The following is a 22,592-nucleotide window of genomic DNA, read 5'->3' on the forward strand; positions in this document are numbered from 1 at the left end:
CTGCAGCATTGGTCTGCAGCATGGGGCTGCGGCAGCGGACGTTGCCTCCGCGGTTGGCTCAGTCAGCCGTCGGCCGTTTCCGCAGTGCCTTGGTCGAGGAACGCTGCGATTTAGCGGCCTGGTGGCGGCGCTTTGAACCTCGGGTGGGCTTGGTGGGGCGACGCGATGCAGCCTCGGGGGCAAGCCCGGCGGCGATGAGTTCGCCCAGTTTGGCCAGCGCGGTCTCGCGATTTCGCAACTGCGAGCGCTGTTCGGAGGACGCCACTGTCACCACTCCGGCCACCAGCCGCCTGTCCAGGCGCGCGGCCAGCATTTCCCGTTGCTCCTCGGTGAGTGCGGCCGAGTCATGTACGTTCCAGAACAGTTCCACCCGGCTGTCCGAGGTGTTGACGTGCTGCCCACCCGGCCCGGAGGATCGCGAAAAGCGCCATCCCAGCTCAGCGGCCGGAATCGTGAGCGCGGGTGTAACCTCCAGATCCATGCCTTAAGTCTCGCACGGCTTGTCCTGCATGCTTGTCCTGCATGCTTGTCCTGCGGCTCCCGCCTGCCCATGGCTCAAAGTACGACGACGTGGGGTGCCTTGCGCCGGAAGTGGCCGCACGCCGTCGTGCTTCAGGAGGAAGAAACGTCAGCGGCGCCGGTGTAGCTGGCATAGTCGGGGCTGCCGGTGACCTGGTAGCTGTGCAGTGCCAGTCCGCCTGGGGTGGTGCGGCTGGAGAGCAGGCGCAGTCCGACGGAGGCGCCACCGTCGGGGAACAGGCGACGGCCGCTGGCCACGATGACGGGAGCCACCACGAGCCGGAGCTCGTCGATCAGCCCGGCGGCAAAGAGCGATTGGGCCAGCCGGGCACTGCCGTGGATTTGAATCTCGCGGCCGGGGCCCGCCTTCAGCGTGGCAACCGCGGCCGCCGTGTCTCCGGACAGGACGGTGGTTGGATTCCACGATCCTGCCGTCACGGTGGTGGAGGCGAGGTATTTTGGCAGGCTGTTCATGCGGGCCGTGAACGGATCCCGCGGGTCTGTGATCTGCGGCCAGTCCCTGGCGAACGCGTCGTAGGTGCGCCGGCCCAGCAGCAGCGCGTCGGCCCGGCCGAGCCATTCGGCGGCCTGGTCGATGAAGTCCTGGTCCATGTGCGGGACGAACCAGCCACCGCGGGTGAATCCGCCGCTGGTGTCCTCCTCCGGAGACCCCGGGCCCTGCGACACCCCGTCAAGGCTCACAAACTCCGTCAAGATCAATTTCATGTGTCTTCCCCCGGTGAAGTTCCTGCTGGTGCATCCTGCACCAGCGGTTTGAAGCTGGTGATTGAATTCCCTGACTCGAAAACCACATTGTCCACCATGGCGAAGTGGGCGGGGGCGAACTCCCGGTCAAAGGCCGGCACTCCGGAACCGACGACCACCGGGTACCGCTTGATGATGAGCTCATCGATTTCCGGAAGCAGGGCTGCCGCGAGCCGGCCGCCGCCCGCCAGATAAATGTCGAAGCGTGAGTCATCCTTTTTGAGTTGGCGAAGGGTGGCGACCGGATCGGCGTCAGTGACCAGCACCTGCGCATCCGTGTTGGCCAGGCTGCGGGAAAACACCACCTGGCGCAGGTGGGGGTACGGGCTGGTGATGCCCAGCTGAAGGGCCGGATCATAGCTCCGCCGGCCCATCACCACGGTGTCGAAACGGGTGAGCGGTGCTTCTGCAAGCCCCAGGTGTTCCCGCGCCTGCCGGGGCAGGAGATCAGCGTAGACGGCGATCATGTGTTGCATGTAGTCCGCGGATCCGTTGAAGAAATCAACTTCGTCCTCCGGTCCCGCGATGAAGCCGTCGAGTGAAAGCGAAATGTAATAGACCAACTTGCGCATGGGCGGGGGCTGCCTTCCGTTGCTTTAGTGCCCGCAGGGGGCGGCTGTCAGTCGACGTCGGGGGAGCCGAAGCCGACAAGCAGCCGCGGCAGCACCTGCCAGACGCCTTCCTGCAGGGCTGCGACGGCGTCGTTGTTTCCGGTGTGGATGCCGAGGAGCGTCTGCTGGAACATGCCGTCGAACACGGCGTAGACGGCGCGTCTGGAGAGTGCCACGTCAGCGTGGGAGAATTCTGCGTACGCGGTGACGATGCGCCAGATCATTTCCTCCAGGCTGCCGTCCACCTCGGCGACATCGGCCTGGAAGTCATTGCCAAACATGCTTTGGTTGCGCAGGTCGTACCAGAGCCTGTGCATGGCCGTGTCATCGCGGGCCGACGCTGCCAGGGCGGCGGCAAACGCCAGCCGCACCTGTTCGGCGGAACTTGCGTTGGCGGCAATTTCTTCATAGTGGGCGATGCAGGCGCTCTTGTATTCACGCACGCAGTACGTGATCAGCTCGACCTTGTCACGAAAATAATAGTGGAAGACGCCGTGCGAGAAACCGGATTTCTGGGCAATTTCACGCAGGCTTGTCCGGGCATACCCGAACTCCGACAGGGTCGCCAAGGCTGCCGCGGCAAGCTCGGCGCGGCGCAGTGAAAACTTGTCCACCGCCCTGCGTTCAAGCCGCAGCGCAGCAGAAGATTCTGCCACTGCTGATTTCGCACTGACCGGCTGTTCCCCGGCAGCCTTTCCAGCAGGAATTCCGGAACTGATTCGACTGGACATGACCACATCCCCTCTGTGGCCACTATAGCCCCGGAACGTTCCAAGCGGTCCGCATTCAGAGGAAGCATGCGACCCGCTTCGCCAAGGTGGTGCTCGTGATCCAGGGAGAAAATGACCCTGTGATCGGTGTTGCAGGTAGGGCGCTCGAAAGCAAGGTCAACCCCGGGCGGCGTCACTGCGGCCGGCGGATGCGCCGGGCCAGGACCAGCGCCGCCAAGGCCGGCAGTCCGGTGAGTGCAAAACACCCGGCGAACGACCAGGAGCCGCCGAGTCCGGCGAGGGCGCCAAACACGATGGCTGTGGCCGCGAGTGAAATCGACGCCCCGATGGCGTCGGCGATGCTGAGTGCGGAACTGTTGAATCCCTGGTTCTCGACGGTGGAGTACTCCAGCGTCGCGACACTCGTGCGCGGATACATCAGCCCCATCCCGAAGCCGGCGACGGCCCAGCCGGCGATCGCAACTCCGGGCGGCAAGGCAAGGATCGCTGTGGCGCCCGCCGCCGCGATCGCCATTGACAGGCAAAGCGCGCCAAACTGAACACTGCGAACATGGGTCAGGCGGACTCCCATGTGGCTCTGCAGCCACGACCCGCCTGCCCAGGTGATGCCGGAGACTGTCACCGACAACCCCGCGGCCAGCGGCGGGAAGCCGTATTGGACGGTCAGCAGGTACGGCAGGTACACGTCCGCACCAAAGAAGGCTCCCGCAACGAGGCCGCGGCTGAAAATCACGCTTGGGAGGCCGACGTCGGACGTCAGGGTGCGCCGCGGCAGCAGCGGCCGCAGCGCCAAGAGGGCGACGACAATGGCAACGGCGGGTCCCGCCCACAGCACCAAGCCCTTCGCATCGGCCAGGAGGTTGACGGCCAGCACGGCAACAGCAGCCAGCAGCGACCAGCCGATCCGGGCATGGTTCCACGGAACGGCGCGGTTGTCTCCGGACCCGCGCAGCCCGGCCAGGGCGGGGATGACCAGGGCCAGGGCAAGGGCCACGAGGCCGATGACGCCGAGAAACACCCAGCGCCAGCCGAGCGTCTGGGCCACCAGCCCGGCAATCACCGGCCCGACGAGTGAGGGCACCACCCAGGACGCGGCAAATGCCGCAAATATCTGCGAGTGCAGGGAAGCTGGGTAGGCACGCGCCACCACTACGTAGAGCGCGACGGTCAAGGCACCGGAACCGAGCCCCTCAATGAGGCGCCCGGCAAGAAAGACGGTCATGCCGTGCGCAGTGCCGACGACGGCCAGACCCGCGACGAAGAGCGCCACCGAGGCGTACAGGGAGCCGCGCGGACCATTGCGATCCGACCAGTTTCCGGCAATCACCATCCCGACCACCCCGGCCGCCAGCGGTCCTGCGAAGGCAAGGGCATACAGGGAAGCCCCGTCCAATGCGGCGCTGACCGTTGGCATGACCGTCGTGACGGCAAGTGCCTCGAAAGCGGAGAAGACAATGAGGGCACAAATGCCCAGTGTGATTTTCCGATACCCGCGGCCGAAGATGCCGCCGGGGCCGGCCTGCATGGTGTGCCGTGCGGAGTCCTGCTTTTCAACCCTCACGCATTCCACATTGAACCCCCACATGCCGGAGGTCAATGGCCCAACGGCAACTGCAACGGGCCCACGCAGCAATAATTTATACAACTGGTCAAAAAACTCTGGACACCCGTCCAAACCCGTCCTATGGTGGGCGGAGGGACCGACGGCCGGCATGGCAGAAGCGGTGGCGGGATCGGTGCAGCCAACTCAAGGAGGAGTTCTGGATGAGCCATTTTGACCTCACCGGCCGCAAGGCGCTGGTCACCGGAGGCGCACAAAACCTGGGCGCAGCAATAGCCAAGGCACTGACACAGGCAGGTGCCGCCGTCGTCCTCGGCGACGTGAACGCGGAAGCGGGCGAAGCCACAGCCGCAAAATTTCGTGCAGCCGGGGCGCAGGCAAGCTTTGTCCACCTGGACGTGACCGACGAGGCCAGCTGGGATGCGGCCATGCCACAAGTCGTTTCAGACCTGGGCGGGCTGGACATTCTGGTGAACAACGCGGGGATTGAAATCACCAGCCTGCTCATCGACCTCGACCCGGTGCAGCTTCGAAAAATGCTGGACGTGAACATTGTGGGCACCTCACTGGGCATCAAGAACGCCTTCAAGGCCATGCAGCCCGGCGGCGCCGCGGGGCAGGGCGGGGCGGTCGTCAACATCTCTTCCGTCGCCGCGCTCATCGTGTTTCCCGCGCTGTCCGGCTACTCGGGCTCCAAGTCGGCCGTCGACAGGATCACCCGCATCGCCGCAACCGAATCCGGAGCCCTCGGCTACGGCGTGCGGGTCAACTGCATCTATCCGGGCCTCATCGGCAACCCGATGGGCATGAAACTTGCCACCGACGTGGTCGACATCGGCCTGTTCCCGGACGCTGAAACCGCCGTGGGCTCCGTTGTGGGACTGACCCCGCTCGGTCACCTGGGCGAACAAGCCGACATGGCCAACGCCGTCGTCTTTCTCGCCTCCGATGCCGCCGGGTTCATCACCGGAACCGGACTTGCCGTCGACGGCGGAATGGGATCATGACCATGAACACCACAGAAACGAAAAAGCCGGTAGTTGTCTACGGCGCCACCGGCTACACCGGGCGGCTCATCATCGAATACCTGCGTGAATTCAATGTGCCCTTCATCGCGGCGGGCCGCGACGGGGACCGGGTGCGCGAGGTCGTTGAACGCGTGCCCGGCATCGACACCGTGGAATACGACGTCGTCCAGGTTGAGCACACTGTTGCCGCGCTCACCGAACTGTTCGACGGCGCCAGCGTCGTGTGCAACACGGCCGGACCGTTCATCAAGTTCGGCGGTGAAGTGGTCGAATCAGCGTTGGCCGCCGGTGCCCACTACCTTGACACCACCGGCGAACAGGACTGGGTCATGCACTGCGCCGACACCTGGGGCCCCGCCTTTGCCGACAAGGGGCTCCTGCTGGCACCGGGCACCGCACAGATGTACACCACCGGTGAGATCGCGGCGAATATCGCCCTCGAGGAACCGGGCCTTGACACGCTCGACATCCTGGTGCTGTGGCGCGGCTTCCCCACGTACGCCTCAACCCAGACGATCTTCACGATCCTGAAGGCAAACCACTACTACCTGCAGCAAAACGAGTACATGCAGTGGGTCCCCACCACAACCTTCGAGGTCAATGTGCCCGGCCAGCACGAGACGGCGATTGCCGTGCCGTGGGGCGGCACCTCGCACCCCGTCTGGTTCAAGAACGACCCGCGCGTGGCCAACGTGAAGGTTGCCGGAGGTGTGATGGAGCGTTCCGTCATGGAGGGCGTCGTTGCCACCACCAAGATGTTTGAGGAACAGATCCGGCCGTTGGATGCCGCAGGACAGGAAGCGGCCCTCGCCGAGATCGCCGGGTCCGTGCAGGCGGGGATGCCGCCGCGGGAGAACCCGAGGATCAACAACTCCGTGGATTCCGTCATGGCATCCGGGCCGCTGGGCCGGGCGCACGTGGTTCTCCACGGCAACTCCAACTACAAGCAAACGGGCCTGCTGCAGGCCTACGCCGCGTACTCACTGCTGCAACAAGCACCGCTGCGCACCGGATTCGCCTCGGCCTGCCAGGCGTTTGGGCACCGGAACCTGCTCGGCCAGCTGCGCAGCTTCGGCCTGGTGCTGAACCCGTCAGTGACGCGGTTGTCGTAGGGCCGCCGCGTCCATGGGCAGCATAAAGGAGACGCAATGAGACTGAGCGACTATCTGGACAAGGGGGCGTCCCTTGGCGTCGACGCCCCCTGTTTCACCACGAACGGGGAAACACTGAGCTACAGGGAGGTCCAGGAACTCAGCTTCCTCATCGCCGCCGCCCTGCGCGCCAGCGGCGTGGGACCGGGGGAGACGGTGGCGATCCTCTCCGCCAACGATCCCACCGCCTTCGCAGCGGTGTTTGGCATCTCCCGGATCGGCGCCGTCTGGAGCCCCATCAACCCACGCAGCGAGGCGGGCGAAAACAGGGAGCTGCTCGACCGGTTCGACTGCAGGGTGCTCATTTACCAGTCGAGCTTCACCGCCATGGTGACAAGGATCCTGCCGGACCTTCCCAAGGTCGCCAACGTTGTCTGCCTCGACGGCCCGTCGGAGTTCGGCACCTCCTTTGACGACTGGATCGAACCCGTGCCTGAAGCCGCCGGGCTCCAGGACGTCGGGCAGGCTGAACTTGTTGACGACCTGGCCATGATCGTTGGTACCGGAGGCACCACGGGCCGGCCCAAGGGCGTCATGCTGACCACGCGCAACCTCGAAACAATGACGGCGATCGTGCTGATGAGCTACCCGTTTCAGGGGCGGCCCATCTATCTGGCCCTGGCCCCGCTGACTCATGCGGCCGGGGTGCTGTGTTTCCCGATCCTGGCCCGCGGCGGTGAGATCGTGATCATGCCCAAGCCCGACATCGGCGAATTTGTGGAGCTGATTGAGCGGCACCGGGTAACTCACACCTTCCTGCCGCCGACCCTGATCTACATGCTGCTGGGCCTTCCCGGCCTGGACACGCGCGCGCTGTCCTCGCTGCAGTGCTTTTGGTACGGCGCGGCTCCCATGTCGACGTCCCGGCTGGAGGAGGCGCTGACCCGGATCGGCCCGGTCATGGCGCAGCTGTTCGGCCAGACCGAGGCGCCCATGATGATCTCCACCATGTCGCCGGCCGAGCATTTTCTGCCGGACGGTTCGATCGCCACGGGGCGATTGTCCTCCGCCGGCCGGGCCGCCCCGCTGGTGACGGTCGCCGTGATGGACGACGCCGGACGGCAGCTGGGGAGCGGGGAGCGCGGTGAGATTGTGGTCAGAAGCTCGCTGGTGATGGCCGGCTATTACAAAAATCCGGAAGCCACGGCGGAGGCGAACCGGCACGGCTGGCACCACACCGGCGACATTGGCTACCTTGATGGCGAGGGGTACCTTTTCATCGTCGACAGGGCGAAGGACATGATCATCACGGGGGGCTTCAACGTGTACTCCGCCGAGGTTGAGCAGGCCATCATGAGGTTCCCGGGCGTGCAGGACTGCGCCGTGGTCGGACTGCCCGACGCGAAGTGGGGCGAGCAGGTGAGTGCCGTGGTGCAGGCCGACCCGGCCGTGCCAGTGGATGTTGCTGCGCTGCGGGCGTTTGTCAAGGGCGAGCTGGGGAGCGTGAAGACGCCCAAGCTGATCGAGGTCTGGACCGACCTGCCCCGGTCAAAAGTGGGGAAGGTCCTGAAAGCCGAGATCAAGGCCGGGATCAAGGCTGGAATGCAGGGACAGTAGGTCCCGGTCTTCCGCCGCTGCCGCCCTCATTTCGTGCCGTCCGTTTATGACGCCCAAACAATGGATTCCAGCCCCGCAACTTGATATGTTGTTAGTCACATCATATTAGGGTTTGTTGACGCAGCGGGGGTTCTCCAATGACAGTTGAAGTAGACACGATCGAATGGAACTGGGCGGGGAACTACAGCTACGGCGCCGCCACCATCCACCGCCCCGGGACGGTGGCGGAACTCTCCGCCCTGGTCGCAGCAGCACTAAAAGTACGCGCCCTGGGCTCACGGCATTCCTTCAATTCGATCGCTGACACGGAGGGCATCCTGGTCAGCCTGTCCAACATCGCACCCAACATCAACGTTGACGCCGAAAAACTGACGGTCAGTGTCAGTGCAGGAACCACCTATGGTGTGCTGGCAACGGAACTGGCGACACAAGGCTTTGCACTATCCAATCTGGCCTCGCTGCCGCACATCTCCATTGCCGGTGCCATCGCAACCGGGACCCACGGCTCCGGGAACGGCAATGGAAATCTTGCCACGTCCGTCCTGGGCCTGACGTTTGTCGACGCCCAGGGCGGACTCAACACCGTGACGCGTGCGGCAACACCCGACTTTCCGGCCTACGTGGTTGGCCTGGGCGCCCTGGGCATTGTCACCGAAGTGGTTTTGCGGATCGAACCGGACTTCATGGTTGCCCAACACGTCTACACGGACCTGCCCTGGGACACGGTGCTGGCGGACTACGATGCCATCACCTCCAGCGCTTACTCCGTGAGCCTCTTCACCGATTGGAGCGGCGACACAGTGGGGCAGGCCTGGTTCAAACAGCGCCTGGGGGACGGGCTTGCCGGGAGTTTCCCGGAAGCGCTTTTTGGCGGCGTGGCCTCGCCGATCGAACGACATCCGCTGCCGGAGGTGTCAGCCGTGAATTGCTCCCCGCAGCTGGGTTTGGCCGGACCCGCCTCGGACCGGCTCTCGCACTTCCGCATGGAGTACCTGCCCAGCAACGGCGATGAGATTCAAAGCGAATACCTTCTGCCCCGAGAGCACGCGGCGGCGGCCATGGCCGCCATGCGCCGGCTCACGGACGTCATTACGCCCTTGTTGCTGGTGGCAGAGATCCGCACCATTGCCGCCGACGACCTGTGGCTGAGCGGCAACTACGGCCGCGATGGCGTTGCGCTGCACTTCACGTGGCGGCTGGACCAGGACGCCGTGGAAGGGGTGCTGCCGTTGATTGAAGAAGCGTTGGCACCCTTCAACGCCAGGCCCCACTGGGGGAAAGTTTTTACCGTGGCTGCGGCAGCCATTGCGCCGCTGTACCCCAAGTTCGATGAGTTCAAGGCGCTGGCCCGTTCGCTGGATCCCAGCGGCAAGTTTCGCAACGAATTCCTGGAACGGACTGTCTTCGCCGACTAGACAGTCTCTTGGGGGACTGGACAAGTCCACCCGCGCTGCGTGACGTCCCGACCGGCGAAACTGCCGGTGCGGGTGGCATGCAAAAAGCCCCTGTGCGCGTTGCCAACGCACACAGGGGCTTTTCTGCCTGGGCTATCCCTGGGCGGAAACAGCCATGGGGGTCCGGACTTCTGCCGGCTGCGTCAGTGGGACAGCATCCGGTCGCGGACACGTGCTGGCGATGTCAACGAGCCGGCCGGCATGGGCTGAAGTCAGCACCGCCTCCATGACTTCCAGCGCGTGGAAGGCCAGGGCACCTCCGGCGCGGGGCTCGGTGCCTGCGGCCGTCGCGGCAAGGTCGTGCAGGCCGATGCCTCGGGATCCGTCCACATAGCCGCCCGACACCGGCAGTGTCTCCCACTCGTCACCTGATGCACCGCCATCGAGGCGGCGCAGCTTGACGTCGCCGTCGAACCGGTTGGGATCGGGAACAATGAGTGAGCCGCTGTCGCCGTGGATTTCGATGTTGTTAGCCTGCGTGGCCACCGCATCAAAGCTCATGACGAGCGTGGACAGGGCGCCGGACTCGTGAATCAGCACTCCGCTGACATGGGTGTCAGTTGATACCGGGATCTGCTCGCCGGCCCGCGGCCCCGTGCCGATGGTGCGGGAATCCCGTGTGTGGCTGGCCGCACCAATGACGGACTTCACCGGGCCCAGCAGCGTCACCAGGGAGGAGACGTAGTAGGGGCCCATGTCCAGCAGCGGGCCGCCACCGGGAACGTAGTAGAAGTCAGGGTTGGGGTGCCAGCGCTCATGCCCGGGGGTCATCATGGTGGCTGTTGCCGAGATGGGGCGGCCAATCAAGCCGTCGTCAATGGCCCGGCGCGCGGTCTGCGTGCCCGTTCCCAAGACGGTGTCGGGGGCACACCCCACCATGACACCGGCGGCTGCCGCGGCAGCCAGCACTTCGGCTGCCTCGTCCGCGGTGGCCGCCAACGGCTTCTCGCCATAGACGTGCTTGCCGGCGGCGATCGCCTGCAGCGCGATTTGGGCATGCGCGGCGGGGATGGTGAGGTTCAAGACCAGCTGCACTTCGTCGTCGTCCATCAGCTCCTGCACCGACAGGGCACGGACGCCGGGCAGATCCGCGGCCACCGCCTCGGCGCGGGCCAGATCAAGGTCGGCCACGGCGACCAGCCTGAGCGTCTCCAGCGAGGGGAGCGTGCCCAAATATTGGGCGATGATGTTCCCGCAGCCCACAATGCCAATGTTCAGGATGTTTAGCGGCTCGCCCACAACATGCCCCTTTCGATGATGGTTTTAACGTTGGTGTCTTCCAGGATGTCCACGTGGTGGCCCGGGGTGGCGACGAAGATTCGGCCCTTGCCCCATTGGCGGGTCCAGATGGCGGGGGAGGTGACCTCACGGTGCCAGGGATCCCACTCGCGCACCTTTTGGGTGGTGGTGGCCAGCACGTCGATGTAGTCGTCGGTCAGGACCCAGTATTGTTCGGTGACCAAGTCAAAGTCGCCGATGCCCTCGGTGATGGGGTGGCTGGCGCCCTCCGGAGTCATGGCGACGGTGTACGGAACGTAGTTGTCGGACTGCCCGCCGGTGCGTTCATCGGCATGCTTGCCGGGGTGGCAGGCGAACTGGCCGCCGATCAGGTGCAGGTAGTCGGAGTTGTTGCGGTAGGAATCGGCGATGCCGCCATGCCAGCCGGCCAGGCCCGTGCCGTTTTCGACGGCGGCCCGCAGACCCTCAAACTCGTCCTTTTCAATGGTTGTCATCGTGTTGCACTGGATGATCAGGTCCACGCCGGCCATGTAGTCGGCGTCGGCGTAGACCGCCGGACCCTCCTCAACTCGGACGTCGAAGCCGTTCCCGCGCAGGTAGGGGATGAAGAGCTCGGTCGTCTCGACGGGCTGGTGCCCGTCCCAGCCGCCGCGGACCACAAGTGCGTTTTTGGTGGTGGTCATTCGTTGTTTCCTTTGATGGTGGTCCATTGACTGTTGTTGGCGGCGCTGTCCTCGACGGCGGCGAGCACCCTTTGCACGCCCAGGGCTTCCCGGAACGACGGCGTGGGCTGGGTTTTGTTCCCCAGCGCCGTCACCAGGTCCACCACTTGGTGGGTGAATCCATGTTCGTAGCCGAGGCCGTGGCCGGTGGGCCACCAGTTGCCCACGTACGGGTGGACAGGTTCGGTGACCATGATGCGGTGGAAGCCGCGGGCGTCCTCGGCGTCGGAGCCGTCGTAGAACTGCAGGAAGTTCATGTCCTCAAAGTCGAACGCGACCGAGCCGAGCGTGCCGTTGATCTCCAACCGATTGGCGTTCTTGCGGCCGAGGGCGGTGCGGGTCGCTTCAAAGATGCCGATCGCGCCGCCGTCGAACCGTGCCGTGAAAAGTGCCGCATCATCCACTGTCACCGGTCCGCGAGGTGTGTCTGCCGTGATGGTGCCGTGCCCGCCGAGGCCCACAAATTCACCGCCGACCGGGCGTTCCCTGGTGAAAGTTTCCAGCAGTGCCGAGACGCCGGTGATGTTCAGGCCCGTCACGAACTGGGCCGAATCGATGCTGTGTGCGCCGATGTCGCCGAGTGCGCCGGAACCGGACTTGGACTTGTCCATGCGCCAAGTCAGCGGCGCGTTTTCATCCGACAACCAGTCCTGCAGGTACTGTGCACGGACCTGCCGGATGGTGCCGATGCGCCCGTCCTCCACCATGCGCTTCATGAGCGCCAGGGCCGGGGTGCGCCGGTAGGAGTAGCCGCACATGGCAAACACACCCTTTTTGGCGGCCTCCTCCGCAACTGCGGTCATCTCCTCGGCTTCGGCAACGCTGTTGGCCAGCGGCTTCTCGCACAGGACGTGCTTGCCGGCCCGCAACGCAGCCATCGCGATCTCCGCGTGGGTGTTGCCGGGGGTGCAGATGTCGATCAGGTCTATGTCGTCGCGTTCAATGAGGGCGCGCCAGTCGGTTTCCACCGAACCCCACCCCATTTGGGCGGCAGCAAGTTCGACGGCGGCCCGGTTGCGTCCGGCGATTGCGGTCAGTTCCGGGGTGAGCGGCAGGTCAAAGAAGCGGTGCGCTGTGCGCCAGGCGTGCGAATGGGCGGCGCCCATAAAAGCGTAGCCTGCCATGCCCACCCGGAGGGCGGCTTTTTGCTGCATTGTCATACGGTGAAGGTCCTTTCGAGGATTATTTGCTGAAACCGGCGCTCAGGCCGCTGACCAGTTGGCGGCGGCCGATGACGTAGAGGACAAGAATGGGCAGGGTCGTCAGCACCACCGAGGCCAGAACGGCCGGAATGTTGACCGAATACTGTCCCTGGAACGTCCACAGTGCCAGGGGCAGAACCCGCAGTTCCGGACTCTGGGTCAAGATCAGCGGCAGCAGGAAACCGTTCCAGACGCCGAGGCCGTTGTAGATGGACACCGTAACGATCGCCGGTTTCGTCAGGGGCAGTGCCAGCCGCCACATGGTCTGCCATTCGCTGCAACCGTCCAGACGCATTGATTCGAACAGTTCATTGGGCACGTCCCGAATGAAGTTAGAGAGGATCAAGACCGACAGCGGAATGGCGAAGGCGATGGAAGGCAGCACCAGGGCCAACAGCGAGTCGTACAAATTCATTTTGATGATCATCAGGTAGATCGGGATGATTGTTGCCTGCAGCGGGATGGCAAGGCCCATCAGAAACAGTGCATTCACGCCCTTGAGGAACCTGCCTTTGCCGCGCACGATGGCAAACGAGGCCATGAAGGAAAATGCCACAGCCGGCACGGTGGCGCCCAGCGTGACGATCACGCTGTTGAGGAAGTAGCGGCCAAAGTCGTTGGCCAACACCATCTTGTAGTTTTCCAGGGTTGGTTCGCTGGGGATGGCCAGGGGGTTTTGGCTGAAGTACCCGGCCTGGCTCTTGAAGGAAGTGACAACGATGTAGTAGATGGGGATGATGATGACTGCCAGCCAGATCCAGCCTGCGGCACCGGCCGGCAGATTGAGCCTTCGCAGCCGTGTACTGGCGGGGACCGGCTTGAGCCTGGCGGTGCCCGTCTTTGTGGGCAGGGTTGTTGTCATGGTTACGCACCTTCCAGTTGGCTGCTGTTTTTGTCTTTGCCGCCCAGTCGTTGCAGCCACAACGCCAGTCCCAGTCCGAGGACCACCAGGATCACGGCTGTGACACTGGCTTGGCCCATTTGGTTCGCCTTGAATCCTGTGAGGTACATGTCCAGGGCCAAGTTTCGGGTGGCGTTCCCGGGGCCGCCGCCGGTGATGACGAAGATCATGTCAAAGTACGTCACGGCACCCACCACCATGAGCGTGGAGGAGGTGATGATGGTGTATTTCAATTGCGGCACCGTGATGAAGAAGAACTGCTGGACCCTGCCGGCACCGTCGATGGAAGCGGCCTCATACAGCGATTTGGGGATCTGGCGCACGCCGCCTTGGTAGATGAGTGTGTGGAAGGGAACGAACTGCCAGGACACCACGAAGATGACGACTCCAAGGGCGAGTTGAGGCTGCCCCAGCCAATCTTGGGCAAGTATCGGCATGTGCAGGCCCGCAGCCAGACCAAAGTTCGGGTCCAGCAACGCCTTGTAGGCGATGGCAACAGCAGCCGAGGAAAGCAACAGTGGCAGGAAGTACAGCACGGCCAGCAAGGCCCGGTACTTCTGGGTCCCGGCGGTGAACGTTCCCAGCAGAAGGCTGATGGGAGTCTGGATGATCCAGCTCAGGGCCATGATGACCAGGGTCAACCACAACGCCTGGTACATCGTGGGATCGCCAAAGGCCCGCAACCAGTTTTCAACCCCGGCGAAGCCGATGGCTCCTATGCCGTCCCAATCGGTGAAGCTGAGCACGAGCACGCCGGCCAATGGCAGGATGGCAAAAACAAGAAAGATGATCAGTGCCGGCAGCACCATCCAGTTCAGGCGCCCCGTCATGGTGCTGTCACCCTGGAGGGATTCCGGCTGCCCATTCCGGGCCCGCCAGTGAGGCTTTGCCGGGCGGCCACCCTTGGCACCGCCTCCGGAGGCCTGCGCTGTGGCAGTCACGGTTGAGGTCATTTGCCCAGTGTCGCGTTCATGTTTTCAGCAAATTTCTCGGGTGTGATCGATTTGGTGAACAGCTGGTCAATGTTGTTAAGGAGGGCTTCCGCGGCCGTGGGGCTCAGGGCTTGGTCCCAGGATTGCTGGAAGTTGGGTGCGTCCTTGGCCATGTTGTACACGTACGTCAGGAATTCCTTGTCGTCCGTGGCCGCGAGCTGATCTTCAATTCCCGTGACGATCGGCACGGCGCCGGATTCGATCCAGGCCGTGACCTCGTCAGCGTCGAGCAGGCCGTCGGCAAAGTACTTCTTCGCGCTTGCCTGTTCTTCTTCGCTGGCCTTGGACGAGATGGACATGTACTGGCCCGGGTTGCCGATGGTGTTCTTGGGATCACCCTTCCCACCTTCAAAGGTGGGGAAGTTAAACCAGCCGAGGTTGCCGTCCTGGACGAAGTTGCCGCCGTCGTTCTTCATGCCGCCATAGGTCCAGGCGCCGTGCAGCATCATTGCGGCCTTGCCCGTGTACAGCAGGGCCTGGTCCGCGTTGGAGTCGGCGGTGATGGAGGAGAACCCCTTGATGAAGCCGTTGGCGGAGATGAGGTCCTGGATCTTTGTGAGTGCGTCGATGGCCGTCGGGTTGGACCAGGCATTTTCTTTTGCGGCGAAGATGTCGTTGAAGAGCTCCGGGCCGCCAACCCGGTCAAACATGTACTCAAGCCACATCATTGACGTCCAGCGTGATTGGCCGCCGAGGGAGATGGGAGCGACTCCTTGGTCGTTGAAGGTCTTGGTCAGCGACATGAGCTCATCCCACGTTTTGGGTGGCTGGGCTCCGGCCTTCTCGAAGAGTTCCTTGTTGTAGAAGAAGATGATGGGGGCAACAGTTTCGTTGGGCAGGGCGTAGATCTTCCCGTCCACAGTGGCCGCACCAAATGACGAGGCGAAGAGCCGGTCCTTGACCTTTGGATTCTCCGCCAGCCAATCCGTCAGGTCGAGCACCTGCTCGGCCTCCGCGTAGGTCTTGAGCCCGCCGCCGCCCCACCCGTAAATCATGGTGGGTGCCTCGCCGGCGCCGATGGCGGTCTTGATCTTGGTTTTGAACGCGTCATTCTGGAACAGGGTGAGCTTGATCTTGTTGTCCGGGTTGGACTTGTTGAAGGCATCAATGGAGTTCTTGCGAATGGTCTCTCCCGGGGCACCCGTCAACGACCAAATGCTGGCTGTGCCGGCGCCGCCGGAATCGCCGCCAGGGCCCGAGGTGCCGCAGGCTGTGATTCCCCAGACAGCCAGGGGAGCCAGTCCAGCCAGCGTAAGGAAAGATCGACGTGAGGTGGTGTTCTGTTTCATTCTTGTCTCCATTGAAAAGAGCCGGTGCGCGGCAGGGACGGATGATGACGGGGCTGAGTGGCCATGTGATTCGAAATGTTTCGCAACTAATTCTGCGATTGGATAGAACCTATCCGTGATTGTCATCACACGTCAACCCCCAATCCCCAACAATTTGACTGAAGGGCGGTCCGTGATGGACACTTCGATGACTGAAACTTTTCGGAAAGTCAGGTGGAACTGTGAGTCAAAAGGGTTCGAAGGCAAAGCCTGTCCTTGCGACGGTTGCCGCCCGTGCCGGTGTCTCGGCACCCACGGTGTCCAAGGTGATCAATGGGCGCGACGATGTTGCGGAAGCCACGCGGGTGCGCGTTCAAGAAGCCCTGGTGGAGCTTGGTTATCAGTCGCCGATGCAGCGCCGGGCACGGTCCACCGGACCGGCAATGGTGGATCTTGTCATTGACGGCACCAATACCCAGTACTCCATGGAACTGCTCACGGGGATCCTCGACTGTGCGGCGGCCGAGGGTGTGGATGTGGTCGTCGGCAACATCACTCCGGCAAAACTGCACCGAGCGAACCATGCGGAATGGGCCCAGCGGATGGTGGAATCCGGGCGCAAGGGCCTGATTCTGGTCACGTCCGAACTGACCATGCAGCAACTTGAATCATTCCAGCAGCGCAATATTTCGGTCGTCGTGATCGACCCCTTGAATCCGCCACGCAACGGATACACCAGTGTGGGGGCTACCAACTGGGCGGGTGGCAAGGCTGCCGCCGAGCACTTGATCGCCTTGGGGCATCGGCGCATCGCGTTCCTTGGCGGCCCCAATGCCGCAGAGTGCAGCGTAGCGAGGCTTCATGGTTATCTGGCAGCGCTCATGGGCAATGCCATCGCCTCGAGGCCTGAGTACATTATGGCCGGGGAATTCAACAAAAGTTTCGGCCTGGCCGGCACGCGGGAGCTGCTTGCCCTGGACGAGCCGCCCACGGCCATCTTTGCCGGCTGTGACGCCACCGCTTTGGGTGTTCTGGAAGAAGCGCGACGCCAAGGAGTCCGGGTCCCCGATGACCTGAGCCTGGTGGGTTTTGACGGCACTCCGCTAACGGAGCAAACCCTGCCAAGACTCACCTCGGTTGCCCAGCCATTGCAGGAGATGGGCCGGGCCGCACTGCGTGCAGTCCTGCGCCTGACCAAGGGCGAGGCGCTCGATTCCCCACACATGGAACTCGCCACCGAACTTGTCATCCGGGACTCCACGGCTCCGCCGCGTGCTGGCTAATTTATACGCGGGCCAGTCCGCATTTCCGGTGCCTCGGCGCTTGGCCCGGTTGACGCTTGGTCTGGTTGGCGCTTGGTCTTGCCGGTGGCCGTCTCGCGGGAGCAGCGGTGTTGAGAGAGTCGTTCCCAGCCGATCTCCGTGACGACCTGCCGCAGCTATGTTTCCAGAGTGCCCTTGTCGGGCATGATTACGGACGACACCATCCGTCGCTTGCGCCCCTCGGTGGGCTGGTTGGCCACCCGTGACTGGTACACGTTTTGCAGTTCAAAGGCGAACTCGGCAAACTCCTCATCGCTGAGCCAGAGGGCCGCCATGCTGTAGTCAACACCGTCCCGCACGAGGTTCGGAGTGCCGGAGGCCAGATAACGGTCATATCCGGCCAAGAGTCCCGACACGAAGGTCATGAATGCCTGTGCGTGGTCCTCCGTCGACATCGCCGCCAGTTCTGCCGGCGTGATCCACGTGGCCTCGGCGTGCAGTGTGTAGCTGCGTTCCATGGTGCCCCGAATGCGCCGTTCCGAGTCAACGTGAAGAACCCCGGCCTTGCTCAGGATGGCCACGTGGCGGTACAGCGTCCCCGCCGGAACATCACCGAGTTCCTCGGCAATTTGCGCAGTGGTGAGTGTTCGGTGGCCAAGGAGGGCCTGAACGATGCGCAACCGCACCGGATGCAACAAGAGATTTGAACTGGCCATGCCTCGAGTATAGCCGGACCGTTTGCATGAATGTTATTATTCTCATAATCAATAACAATGAGCGCGGGCCGCAATGACGCAGAATCTGGATTCCCTGCCCGGGGGTGTATTGATGATTTTGGGTGTTGTGGCCCTGATCCAAGTCGGTCCGCTCGGGCGGAGGCAGATCCTCGATTCCCCCAACCCCCTGCGCCGCCTGCATGAGCGCGAGACCGATATGGGGCCGTCGAATGCGTTTCGTGAGAATGTCGCGGACTTCGGCCTCCAGGGAACAGCCATGCTCCTTGGCCTGAGCAGCAAGCTGCTTCTCAACGGACTCCTCGAGCCCCCGGACAACGATGGATGCCATCGCTGCCACCTCCTCACCTGGTATCACTAATGATCGCACTTGAGCCCTCCAGGGGGCAGTGGTGGAGCCTCATAGGAGGACCACATCAAAATCCGCGGGACGCTAGAACGTCACTTTAGCCAGTGCCTTGACTTCGTCCGGAGTAATACGTCCAAGGCGACCGTCGAGGGTCACCCGCAGCCTTGCTGCGGCAACGTGGACGCGGCGTTCCTGGAGGGTCATGTCCTTGCTTCCCAGAATCGTTCTCTCTCCATCATCCGGGTCATTGACCGACGCCCATGCGGCGTCGAAGAGTTTCAGTTCCTCGGCGTGCGCCAGCGTGCTGTGGGCGAGGACCTCCAGGGTGACGAGCCCCAGCGCCTTGGTGGATGGTTGGTCGTCAAGTGCGCGGTCAAGGGCCCATTGTGCGCGCCGCCACCATTCGCTGCGGTCGTCGGAGCGCCGCTTTTGCTCGAGTGCCTTCGCGTCGGATTCACGTTTTTGTGCCAACGCGAGTCTGTCAGCTCTTGTGCGCTGCCTGAGTGTGACTCCGCCGATGACGGCGGCCACAATGGCTCCCAGCAAAACAGCGAGCGGACCAAGCGCACCGAGGACTTCCCACCACTGCGCAGGGGCGGAAGTGAGAGCCATGTTGACCGGTGTTGATGGCGGGACCATGCGGCCAGTCTAGACGCAAGCCCCGGCTTCCTCCCCGGGCCACACCCTCGACCCTCACCTGACTCACGTCGCCATTGAACCTAGACTCATGGGAAATGAATGATTTTTCATAATCGCTGAAGACGAGTTCAATGAAGCTGAAATAGGTTCAGCAACATCCGCCCTGCACAACCTCAAGGAATCATGATGACAACCTCCACGACAGGCGCCGAATCCGCAGCGCGTTCGGATGTGCTCAACCTTGACGCGCTGCTCAGCGCAGACGAGCTGGATCTTCGCAGCACCGTCCGCCGCTTTGTGGATGAACGCATACGCCCCAACATCGCAGCCTGGTATGAAGGCGCCGTGTTCCCCGGGGAGGTCGTGGCGGAAATGGGCGCCTTGGGCCTGCTGGGCATGCACCTGGAAGGCTACGGCTGTCCCGGCCGCAGCGCCGTCGACTACGGCATCGCCGCCATGGAACTGGAGGCCGGCGATTCCGGGCTGCGCACCTTCGTCAGTGTGCAGGGCTCTCTAGCCATGAGCGCCATTCACAAGTGGGGTTCCGAGGAGCAGAAAAACCAGTACCTGCCCGGCATGGCCAAGGGTGAAATCATCGGCTGCTTTGGCCTGACCGAACCCACCGCCGGCTCCGATCCCTCATCCCTGGCAACCTTTGCCCGCCGCGACGGCGACGGCTGGGTGCTCACCGGCGCCAAGCGCTGGATCGGGCTGGCCTCGATTGCCCAGATCGCTGTCATCTGGGCCATGACGGACGACGGCGTTCGCGGCTTCCTCGTGCCCACGGAAACGCCCGGCTTCACCGCCACACCCATCCAAGAAAAACTGTCGATGCGGGCCTCCATCCAATGCGACCTCACCTTCGAGGATGTCCGTCTGCCTGCCGATGCCTTGTTGCCCGGCGCCAAGGGCCTGCGCGGCCCGTTTTCCTGCCTGAACGAGGCCCGCTACGGCATTATCTGGGGAACCATGGGGGCCGCCCGGGACAGCTACGAAGCGGCCTTGGACTATTCCCTGGCACGGCTGCAGTTCGACAAGCCGCTCGCCGCCTACCAAATCACCCAGCAAAAACTCGTCAACATGCTCCTGGAAATCCAAAAGGGCACCCTGCTGGCCATCCACACGGGACGCATGAAGGATGCCGGAACCTTGGAACCGGTGCAGATCTCCTTGGGCAAACTCAATAACTGCCGGGAGGCCATACAGATCTGTCGCGACGCCCGGGCCATCCTGGGAGGAAACGGCATTACGCTGGACTACTCGCCGCTGCGCCACGCCAACAATCTCGAATCAGTGCGCACCTATGAGGGCACCGACGAGGTCCACACCTTGATCTTGGGCAACCACATCACCGGCATCCCGGCTTTTCGCTAGGAATCCCATGAGCCACGCAACGTTTCTCACCGTCATCGGCGAAGGCTTGGGCGTTGCTGCCATCAACAGGCTCGACTCCCACAACGCCCCAGCAGATTTCTTGGGGCCGTCGGCGCGCTTCACGCACCCGGTATTTTCCGGCGACAGCTTGGCGGCAAGGATCTGGGACGATAAGTACTTGGTGCGGTTCCAGATGCTCGCGGCCGGACACGTGGTCTTGGACACGGTATTTTCATTCGGAATCACAAACCTTGACAAGGGAGTCACAAGTGACTGAAGCATTTCTGATCGGCGGGGCCCGAACCCCCGTGGGGCGCTACGCCGGCGCACTGTCCAGCGTGCGCCCGGATGACTTGGCTGCACTGGTCGTCAAGGAGGCAGTGGCGCGTGCAGGGATCGACCCCGACACAGTTGATGAAGTGATCCTGGGGAACGCCAACGGAGCGGGGGAAGAAAACCGCAATGTGGCCAGGATGGCATGGCTGCTGGCCGGCTTTGCCGACCACGTGCCTGGCCTGACAATCAATCGACTGTGCGCATCGGGCTTGAGTGCCGTGATTCTGGCGTCCCAGATGATCAAGTCGGGTGCGGCTGACATTGTGGTCGCTGGGGGAGTGGAGTCCATGAGCCGGGCACCTTGGGTTCAGGCGAAACCCGCTCAGGCGTTTGCCAAGCCTGGCGAATCTTTTGACACCTCGATCGGCTGGCGATTCGTCAATCCCGAATTCAGCGCAGGTCGCCTGTCGCGGGGCGGCAAGATGACCATGTCCATGCCCGAAACCGCTGAAGAGGTCGCCGAGGTCCACGGCATTTCCCGTGGAGACGCGGACGCTTTTGCCGTCCAGTCCCACGAACGCGCGCTTGCCGCCATTGCCGCCGGGAGGCTCCGCCCCGAGATTGTGCCAGTCACGGTCAGGGACAGGAAAGGTGAGACCGTGGTTGATACTGACGAGGGCCCGCGCCCAGGGACAACCATGGAGGTGCTGGCCGGGTTGCGGCCTGTGGTCAAGCCCGGCGGGGTTGTCACTGCAGGCAACGCCAGCACGCTCAATGACGGGGCCTCTGCCATTGTTGTCGCCTCGGCGGCGGCGGTGAAGAAGTACGGGCTCACACCCCGCGGACGAATAGCGGATGGTGCCTCGGCAGGCGTGGCCCCCGAAATCATGGGCATCGGCCCGGTGCCGGCCACCCACAAGGTGCTGTCGCGTGCGGGTTGGAGCATGGCCGACATCGGAGCCGTGGAACTCAACGAAGCATTTGCCACCCAATCGCTCGCCGTGATGCGAGCACTGGGGCTGGACAACGGCATCACCAACAATGACGGCGGCGCCATCGCCTTGGGTCATCCGCTCGGTTCCAGCGGTTCTCGCCTCGTGGTGACGCTGCTCGGCCGGATGGAACGGGAGAACGTTCAACGCGGACTGGTCACCATGTGTGTGGGAGTAGGGCAGGGAACCTCACTTTTGATTGAGAGGCCTTGAAACCGACGCGGCCGGCTTCACTGTGCCCCGCACATTCCCAGGACGTTAGTCGACGCCGTTGACCATGTTGCGCATAAAGCTCTGGACATGCGCTTTCAATCCGGCCATGCGTTCCTGCCGGGCTGCCTCCACATCGAATCCGATGTAGGCAGGCGGCGCGGGACGGCGGACATTTGCGGAGCATTGGAAGTTGGTGCACATGAGCGTGGCAACTGTGTTGCCGTTGCGCCCGGCACGACCGGACCGCTTGGCGGTGAAGTAGACAACTTCATTGGGCAAGGTGACGTCTGCGCACCACGCACACTGAGCCCGGGAACGCATCCGCCCTTCGGCATGGCGGAACAAAACGCCCACAGGGGAGTCGTCCACCCAGGCGATGGCGTAGCCTATGCCGGGATACTTGCGGTCACGCCAGCCAAGAAAATCCAGGCTGTCCCAGTCGAGGGACTCAAAATTCTCTGGCAGGTTGAGGTTGTTGCGCTCCCTGACGGAGGCGTTGATGAAGGACGAGCGAATCTGATTTTCTGCAAGGGGAAGCATATGAAGGAAGCCTTGTCTGTTCTGCCTTGTCCGCACGATGGTGCGGCCAAGGGAATTTCGTGAGGTGAGTTCCCGGCCAGAGGGCTGTCAGAGCGTCTGGGTCGGGATACTGTGCAGTGCACAGCGAAAAAGCACTGGTTGAGGGCAGCGCTATCTGGTGCCGGCGAACAAAACGCCGGCGACCTCCAAACGCCCAGCGGGCACGGAATTCATCAAAGTCAGCAACACGTTCGACAGTCTATACCCGCGGCCCGGGGCGCTACATAACAACGTGCTCACGGGCGTGGGTTCTTGTTTTTGGGTTGCTCCGTTTTCATGGTCCGCATTGCTGCAGCCTTGCCGCGTTTGGAGGTGTGGCTGGGAATCCCTGTTGCGTCGGAGGAAGCCTGAACCGCCATCGCCATTGCCAACTCGTGCCGTAGTGTCTGGTTCTCTCCGAGTGCTGGCGTTAGTTCCAGCGGGTGTTTGTGTTGGCGGGCTTGGGGAGGCCGTGGTGGTAGGTGTTGCGGCTA

The 22,592-nt window shown here is 63.1% G+C and carries 23 protein-coding genes; 8 read left to right on the top strand and 15 right to left on the bottom strand.

The features are described from left to right. Nucleotides 1-58 precede the first annotated feature (58 nt). The 5 genes from arfB to ACT3TS_RS16125 form a co-directional block, all read right to left on the bottom strand. Nucleotides 59-481, bottom strand: a complete 423-nt coding sequence (gene arfB / locus ACT3TS_RS16105; RefSeq protein WP_444532535.1) for an alternative ribosome rescue aminoacyl-tRNA hydrolase ArfB — start codon at nt 479-481, stop codon at nt 59-61. A gap of 131 nt (nt 482-612) precedes the next feature. After that, nucleotides 613-1,245, bottom strand: a complete 633-nt coding sequence (locus ACT3TS_RS16110) for a dihydrofolate reductase family protein (RefSeq protein ID WP_444532536.1) — start codon at nt 1,243-1,245, stop codon at nt 613-615. Then, complete coding sequence (locus tag ACT3TS_RS16115; protein WP_444532537.1) at nt 1,242-1,856, bottom strand: dihydrofolate reductase family protein; 615 nt, start codon at nt 1,854-1,856, stop codon at nt 1,242-1,244. The genes ACT3TS_RS16110 and ACT3TS_RS16115 overlap by 4 nt, the downstream gene beginning before the upstream one ends. Before the next feature lie 47 nt (nt 1,857-1,903). Next, nucleotides 1,904-2,626 carry a TetR/AcrR family transcriptional regulator gene (locus ACT3TS_RS16120; RefSeq protein ID WP_444532538.1) on the bottom strand — a complete coding sequence of 241 codons (723 nt, stop codon included), beginning with the start codon at nt 2,624-2,626 and terminating at the stop codon, nt 1,904-1,906. Nucleotides 2,627-2,798: 172 nt separating this feature from the next. Further along, the gene (locus ACT3TS_RS16125; protein ID WP_444532539.1) at nt 2,799-4,187 is read right to left on the bottom strand and encodes an MFS transporter; all 1,389 of its coding nucleotides are present in this window, start codon (nt 4,185-4,187) and stop codon (nt 2,799-2,801) included. 203 nt (nt 4,188-4,390) lie between these two features. On the opposite strand from ACT3TS_RS16125, the gene ACT3TS_RS16130 reads away from it, so the two are divergent. From ACT3TS_RS16130 to ACT3TS_RS16145, 4 genes are all read left to right on the top strand, one after another. Next, nucleotides 4,391-5,194 carry an SDR family NAD(P)-dependent oxidoreductase gene (locus ACT3TS_RS16130; protein WP_444532540.1) on the top strand — a complete coding sequence of 268 codons (804 nt, stop codon included), beginning with the start codon at nt 4,391-4,393 and terminating at the stop codon, nt 5,192-5,194. A gap of 2 nt (nt 5,195-5,196) precedes the next feature. After that, nucleotides 5,197-6,327 (top strand): DUF5938 domain-containing protein, encoded by a 1,131-nt coding sequence (locus ACT3TS_RS16135; RefSeq protein ID WP_444532541.1) that lies wholly within the window; start codon nt 5,197-5,199, stop codon nt 6,325-6,327. A 36-nt stretch (nt 6,328-6,363) separates the two neighbouring features. Further along, nucleotides 6,364-7,923 carry an acyl-CoA synthetase gene (locus ACT3TS_RS16140; protein ID WP_444532542.1) on the top strand — a complete coding sequence of 520 codons (1,560 nt, stop codon included), beginning with the start codon at nt 6,364-6,366 and terminating at the stop codon, nt 7,921-7,923. Nucleotides 7,924-8,060: 137 nt separating this feature from the next. Next, nucleotides 8,061-9,338 (top strand): FAD-binding protein, encoded by a 1,278-nt coding sequence (locus ACT3TS_RS16145; RefSeq protein ID WP_444532543.1) that lies wholly within the window; start codon nt 8,061-8,063, stop codon nt 9,336-9,338. A 132-nt stretch (nt 9,339-9,470) separates the two neighbouring features. Here the strand turns inward: ACT3TS_RS16145 and ACT3TS_RS16150 are convergent, their stop codons facing one another. The 6 genes from ACT3TS_RS16150 to ACT3TS_RS16175 form a co-directional block, all read right to left on the bottom strand. Then, on the bottom strand, nt 9,471-10,616 hold the full coding sequence (locus tag ACT3TS_RS16150) for a Gfo/Idh/MocA family protein (protein ID WP_444532544.1): 1,146 nt from the start codon (nt 10,614-10,616) through the stop codon (nt 9,471-9,473). Next, complete coding sequence (locus ACT3TS_RS16155) at nt 10,601-11,299, bottom strand: ThuA domain-containing protein (protein WP_444532545.1); 699 nt, start codon at nt 11,297-11,299, stop codon at nt 10,601-10,603. Before ACT3TS_RS16155 ends, ACT3TS_RS16150 begins: the two co-directional genes overlap by 16 nt. Further along, the gene (locus ACT3TS_RS16160) at nt 11,296-12,498 is read right to left on the bottom strand and encodes a Gfo/Idh/MocA family protein (RefSeq protein WP_444532546.1); all 1,203 of its coding nucleotides are present in this window, start codon (nt 12,496-12,498) and stop codon (nt 11,296-11,298) included. The genes ACT3TS_RS16155 and ACT3TS_RS16160 overlap by 4 nt, the downstream gene beginning before the upstream one ends. 22 nt (nt 12,499-12,520) lie before the next feature. Then, on the bottom strand, nt 12,521-13,402 hold the full coding sequence (locus ACT3TS_RS16165) for a carbohydrate ABC transporter permease (RefSeq protein WP_444532547.1): 882 nt from the start codon (nt 13,400-13,402) through the stop codon (nt 12,521-12,523). Between the two features lie 2 nt (nt 13,403-13,404). Beyond that, nucleotides 13,405-14,271: a carbohydrate ABC transporter permease gene (locus ACT3TS_RS16170; RefSeq protein WP_444532557.1), complete on the bottom strand. Its 867-nt coding sequence runs from the start codon at nt 14,269-14,271 to the stop codon at nt 13,405-13,407. A 119-nt stretch (nt 14,272-14,390) separates the two neighbouring features. Then, nucleotides 14,391-15,722 (bottom strand): extracellular solute-binding protein, encoded by a 1,332-nt coding sequence (locus ACT3TS_RS16175; protein ID WP_444532548.1) that lies wholly within the window; start codon nt 15,720-15,722, stop codon nt 14,391-14,393. A gap of 221 nt (nt 15,723-15,943) precedes the next feature. Between ACT3TS_RS16175 and ACT3TS_RS16180 the strand changes: the two genes are divergently transcribed. Further along, nucleotides 15,944-16,984, top strand: a complete 1,041-nt coding sequence (locus ACT3TS_RS16180; protein ID WP_444532549.1) for a LacI family DNA-binding transcriptional regulator — start codon at nt 15,944-15,946, stop codon at nt 16,982-16,984. Nucleotides 16,985-17,139: 155 nt separating this feature from the next. Here the strand turns inward: ACT3TS_RS16180 and ACT3TS_RS16185 are convergent, their stop codons facing one another. From ACT3TS_RS16185 to ACT3TS_RS16195, 3 genes are all read right to left on the bottom strand, one after another. Beyond that, entirely contained in the window at nt 17,140-17,679 is a 540-nt protein-coding gene (locus ACT3TS_RS16185) for a helix-turn-helix domain-containing protein (RefSeq protein WP_444532550.1), read from the bottom strand. Continuing rightward, a complete protein-coding gene (locus ACT3TS_RS16190) occupies nt 17,573-18,028 on the bottom strand; it encodes a FitA-like ribbon-helix-helix domain-containing protein (protein ID WP_444532551.1) in 456 nt (151 codons plus the stop codon). Before ACT3TS_RS16190 ends, ACT3TS_RS16185 begins: the two co-directional genes overlap by 107 nt. Nucleotides 18,029-18,130: 102 nt before the next feature. After that, nucleotides 18,131-18,685 carry a hypothetical protein gene (locus ACT3TS_RS16195; RefSeq protein WP_444532552.1) on the bottom strand — a complete coding sequence of 185 codons (555 nt, stop codon included), beginning with the start codon at nt 18,683-18,685 and terminating at the stop codon, nt 18,131-18,133. 186 nt (nt 18,686-18,871) lie between these two features. Here ACT3TS_RS16195 and ACT3TS_RS16200 point away from each other — a divergent pair, with 186 nt between their 5' ends. Genes ACT3TS_RS16200 through ACT3TS_RS16210 form a run of 3 tightly spaced genes read left to right on the top strand, consistent with a single transcriptional unit; the run spans nt 18,872 to nt 21,540 of the window. Then, the gene (locus ACT3TS_RS16200) at nt 18,872-20,059 is read left to right on the top strand and encodes an acyl-CoA dehydrogenase family protein (protein ID WP_444532558.1); all 1,188 of its coding nucleotides are present in this window, start codon (nt 18,872-18,874) and stop codon (nt 20,057-20,059) included. A 7-nt stretch (nt 20,060-20,066) separates the two neighbouring features. Beyond that, on the top strand, nt 20,067-20,336 hold the full coding sequence (locus ACT3TS_RS16205) for a hypothetical protein (protein WP_444532553.1): 270 nt from the start codon (nt 20,067-20,069) through the stop codon (nt 20,334-20,336). Next, nucleotides 20,329-21,540, top strand: a complete 1,212-nt coding sequence (locus ACT3TS_RS16210) for a thiolase family protein (RefSeq protein ID WP_444532554.1) — start codon at nt 20,329-20,331, stop codon at nt 21,538-21,540. Before ACT3TS_RS16205 ends, ACT3TS_RS16210 begins: the two co-directional genes overlap by 8 nt. 45 nt (nt 21,541-21,585) lie before the next feature. Here ACT3TS_RS16210 and ACT3TS_RS16215 read toward each other — a convergent pair whose 3' ends face one another. After that, a complete protein-coding gene (locus tag ACT3TS_RS16215; RefSeq protein WP_444532555.1) occupies nt 21,586-22,080 on the bottom strand; it encodes an FBP domain-containing protein in 495 nt (164 codons plus the stop codon). Between the last annotated feature and the right edge of the window lie 512 nt (nt 22,081-22,592).

This window comes from Specibacter sp. AOP5-B1-6, from assembly GCF_052376555.1.
Classification (GTDB): domain Bacteria; phylum Actinomycetota; class Actinomycetes; order Actinomycetales; family Micrococcaceae; genus Specibacter.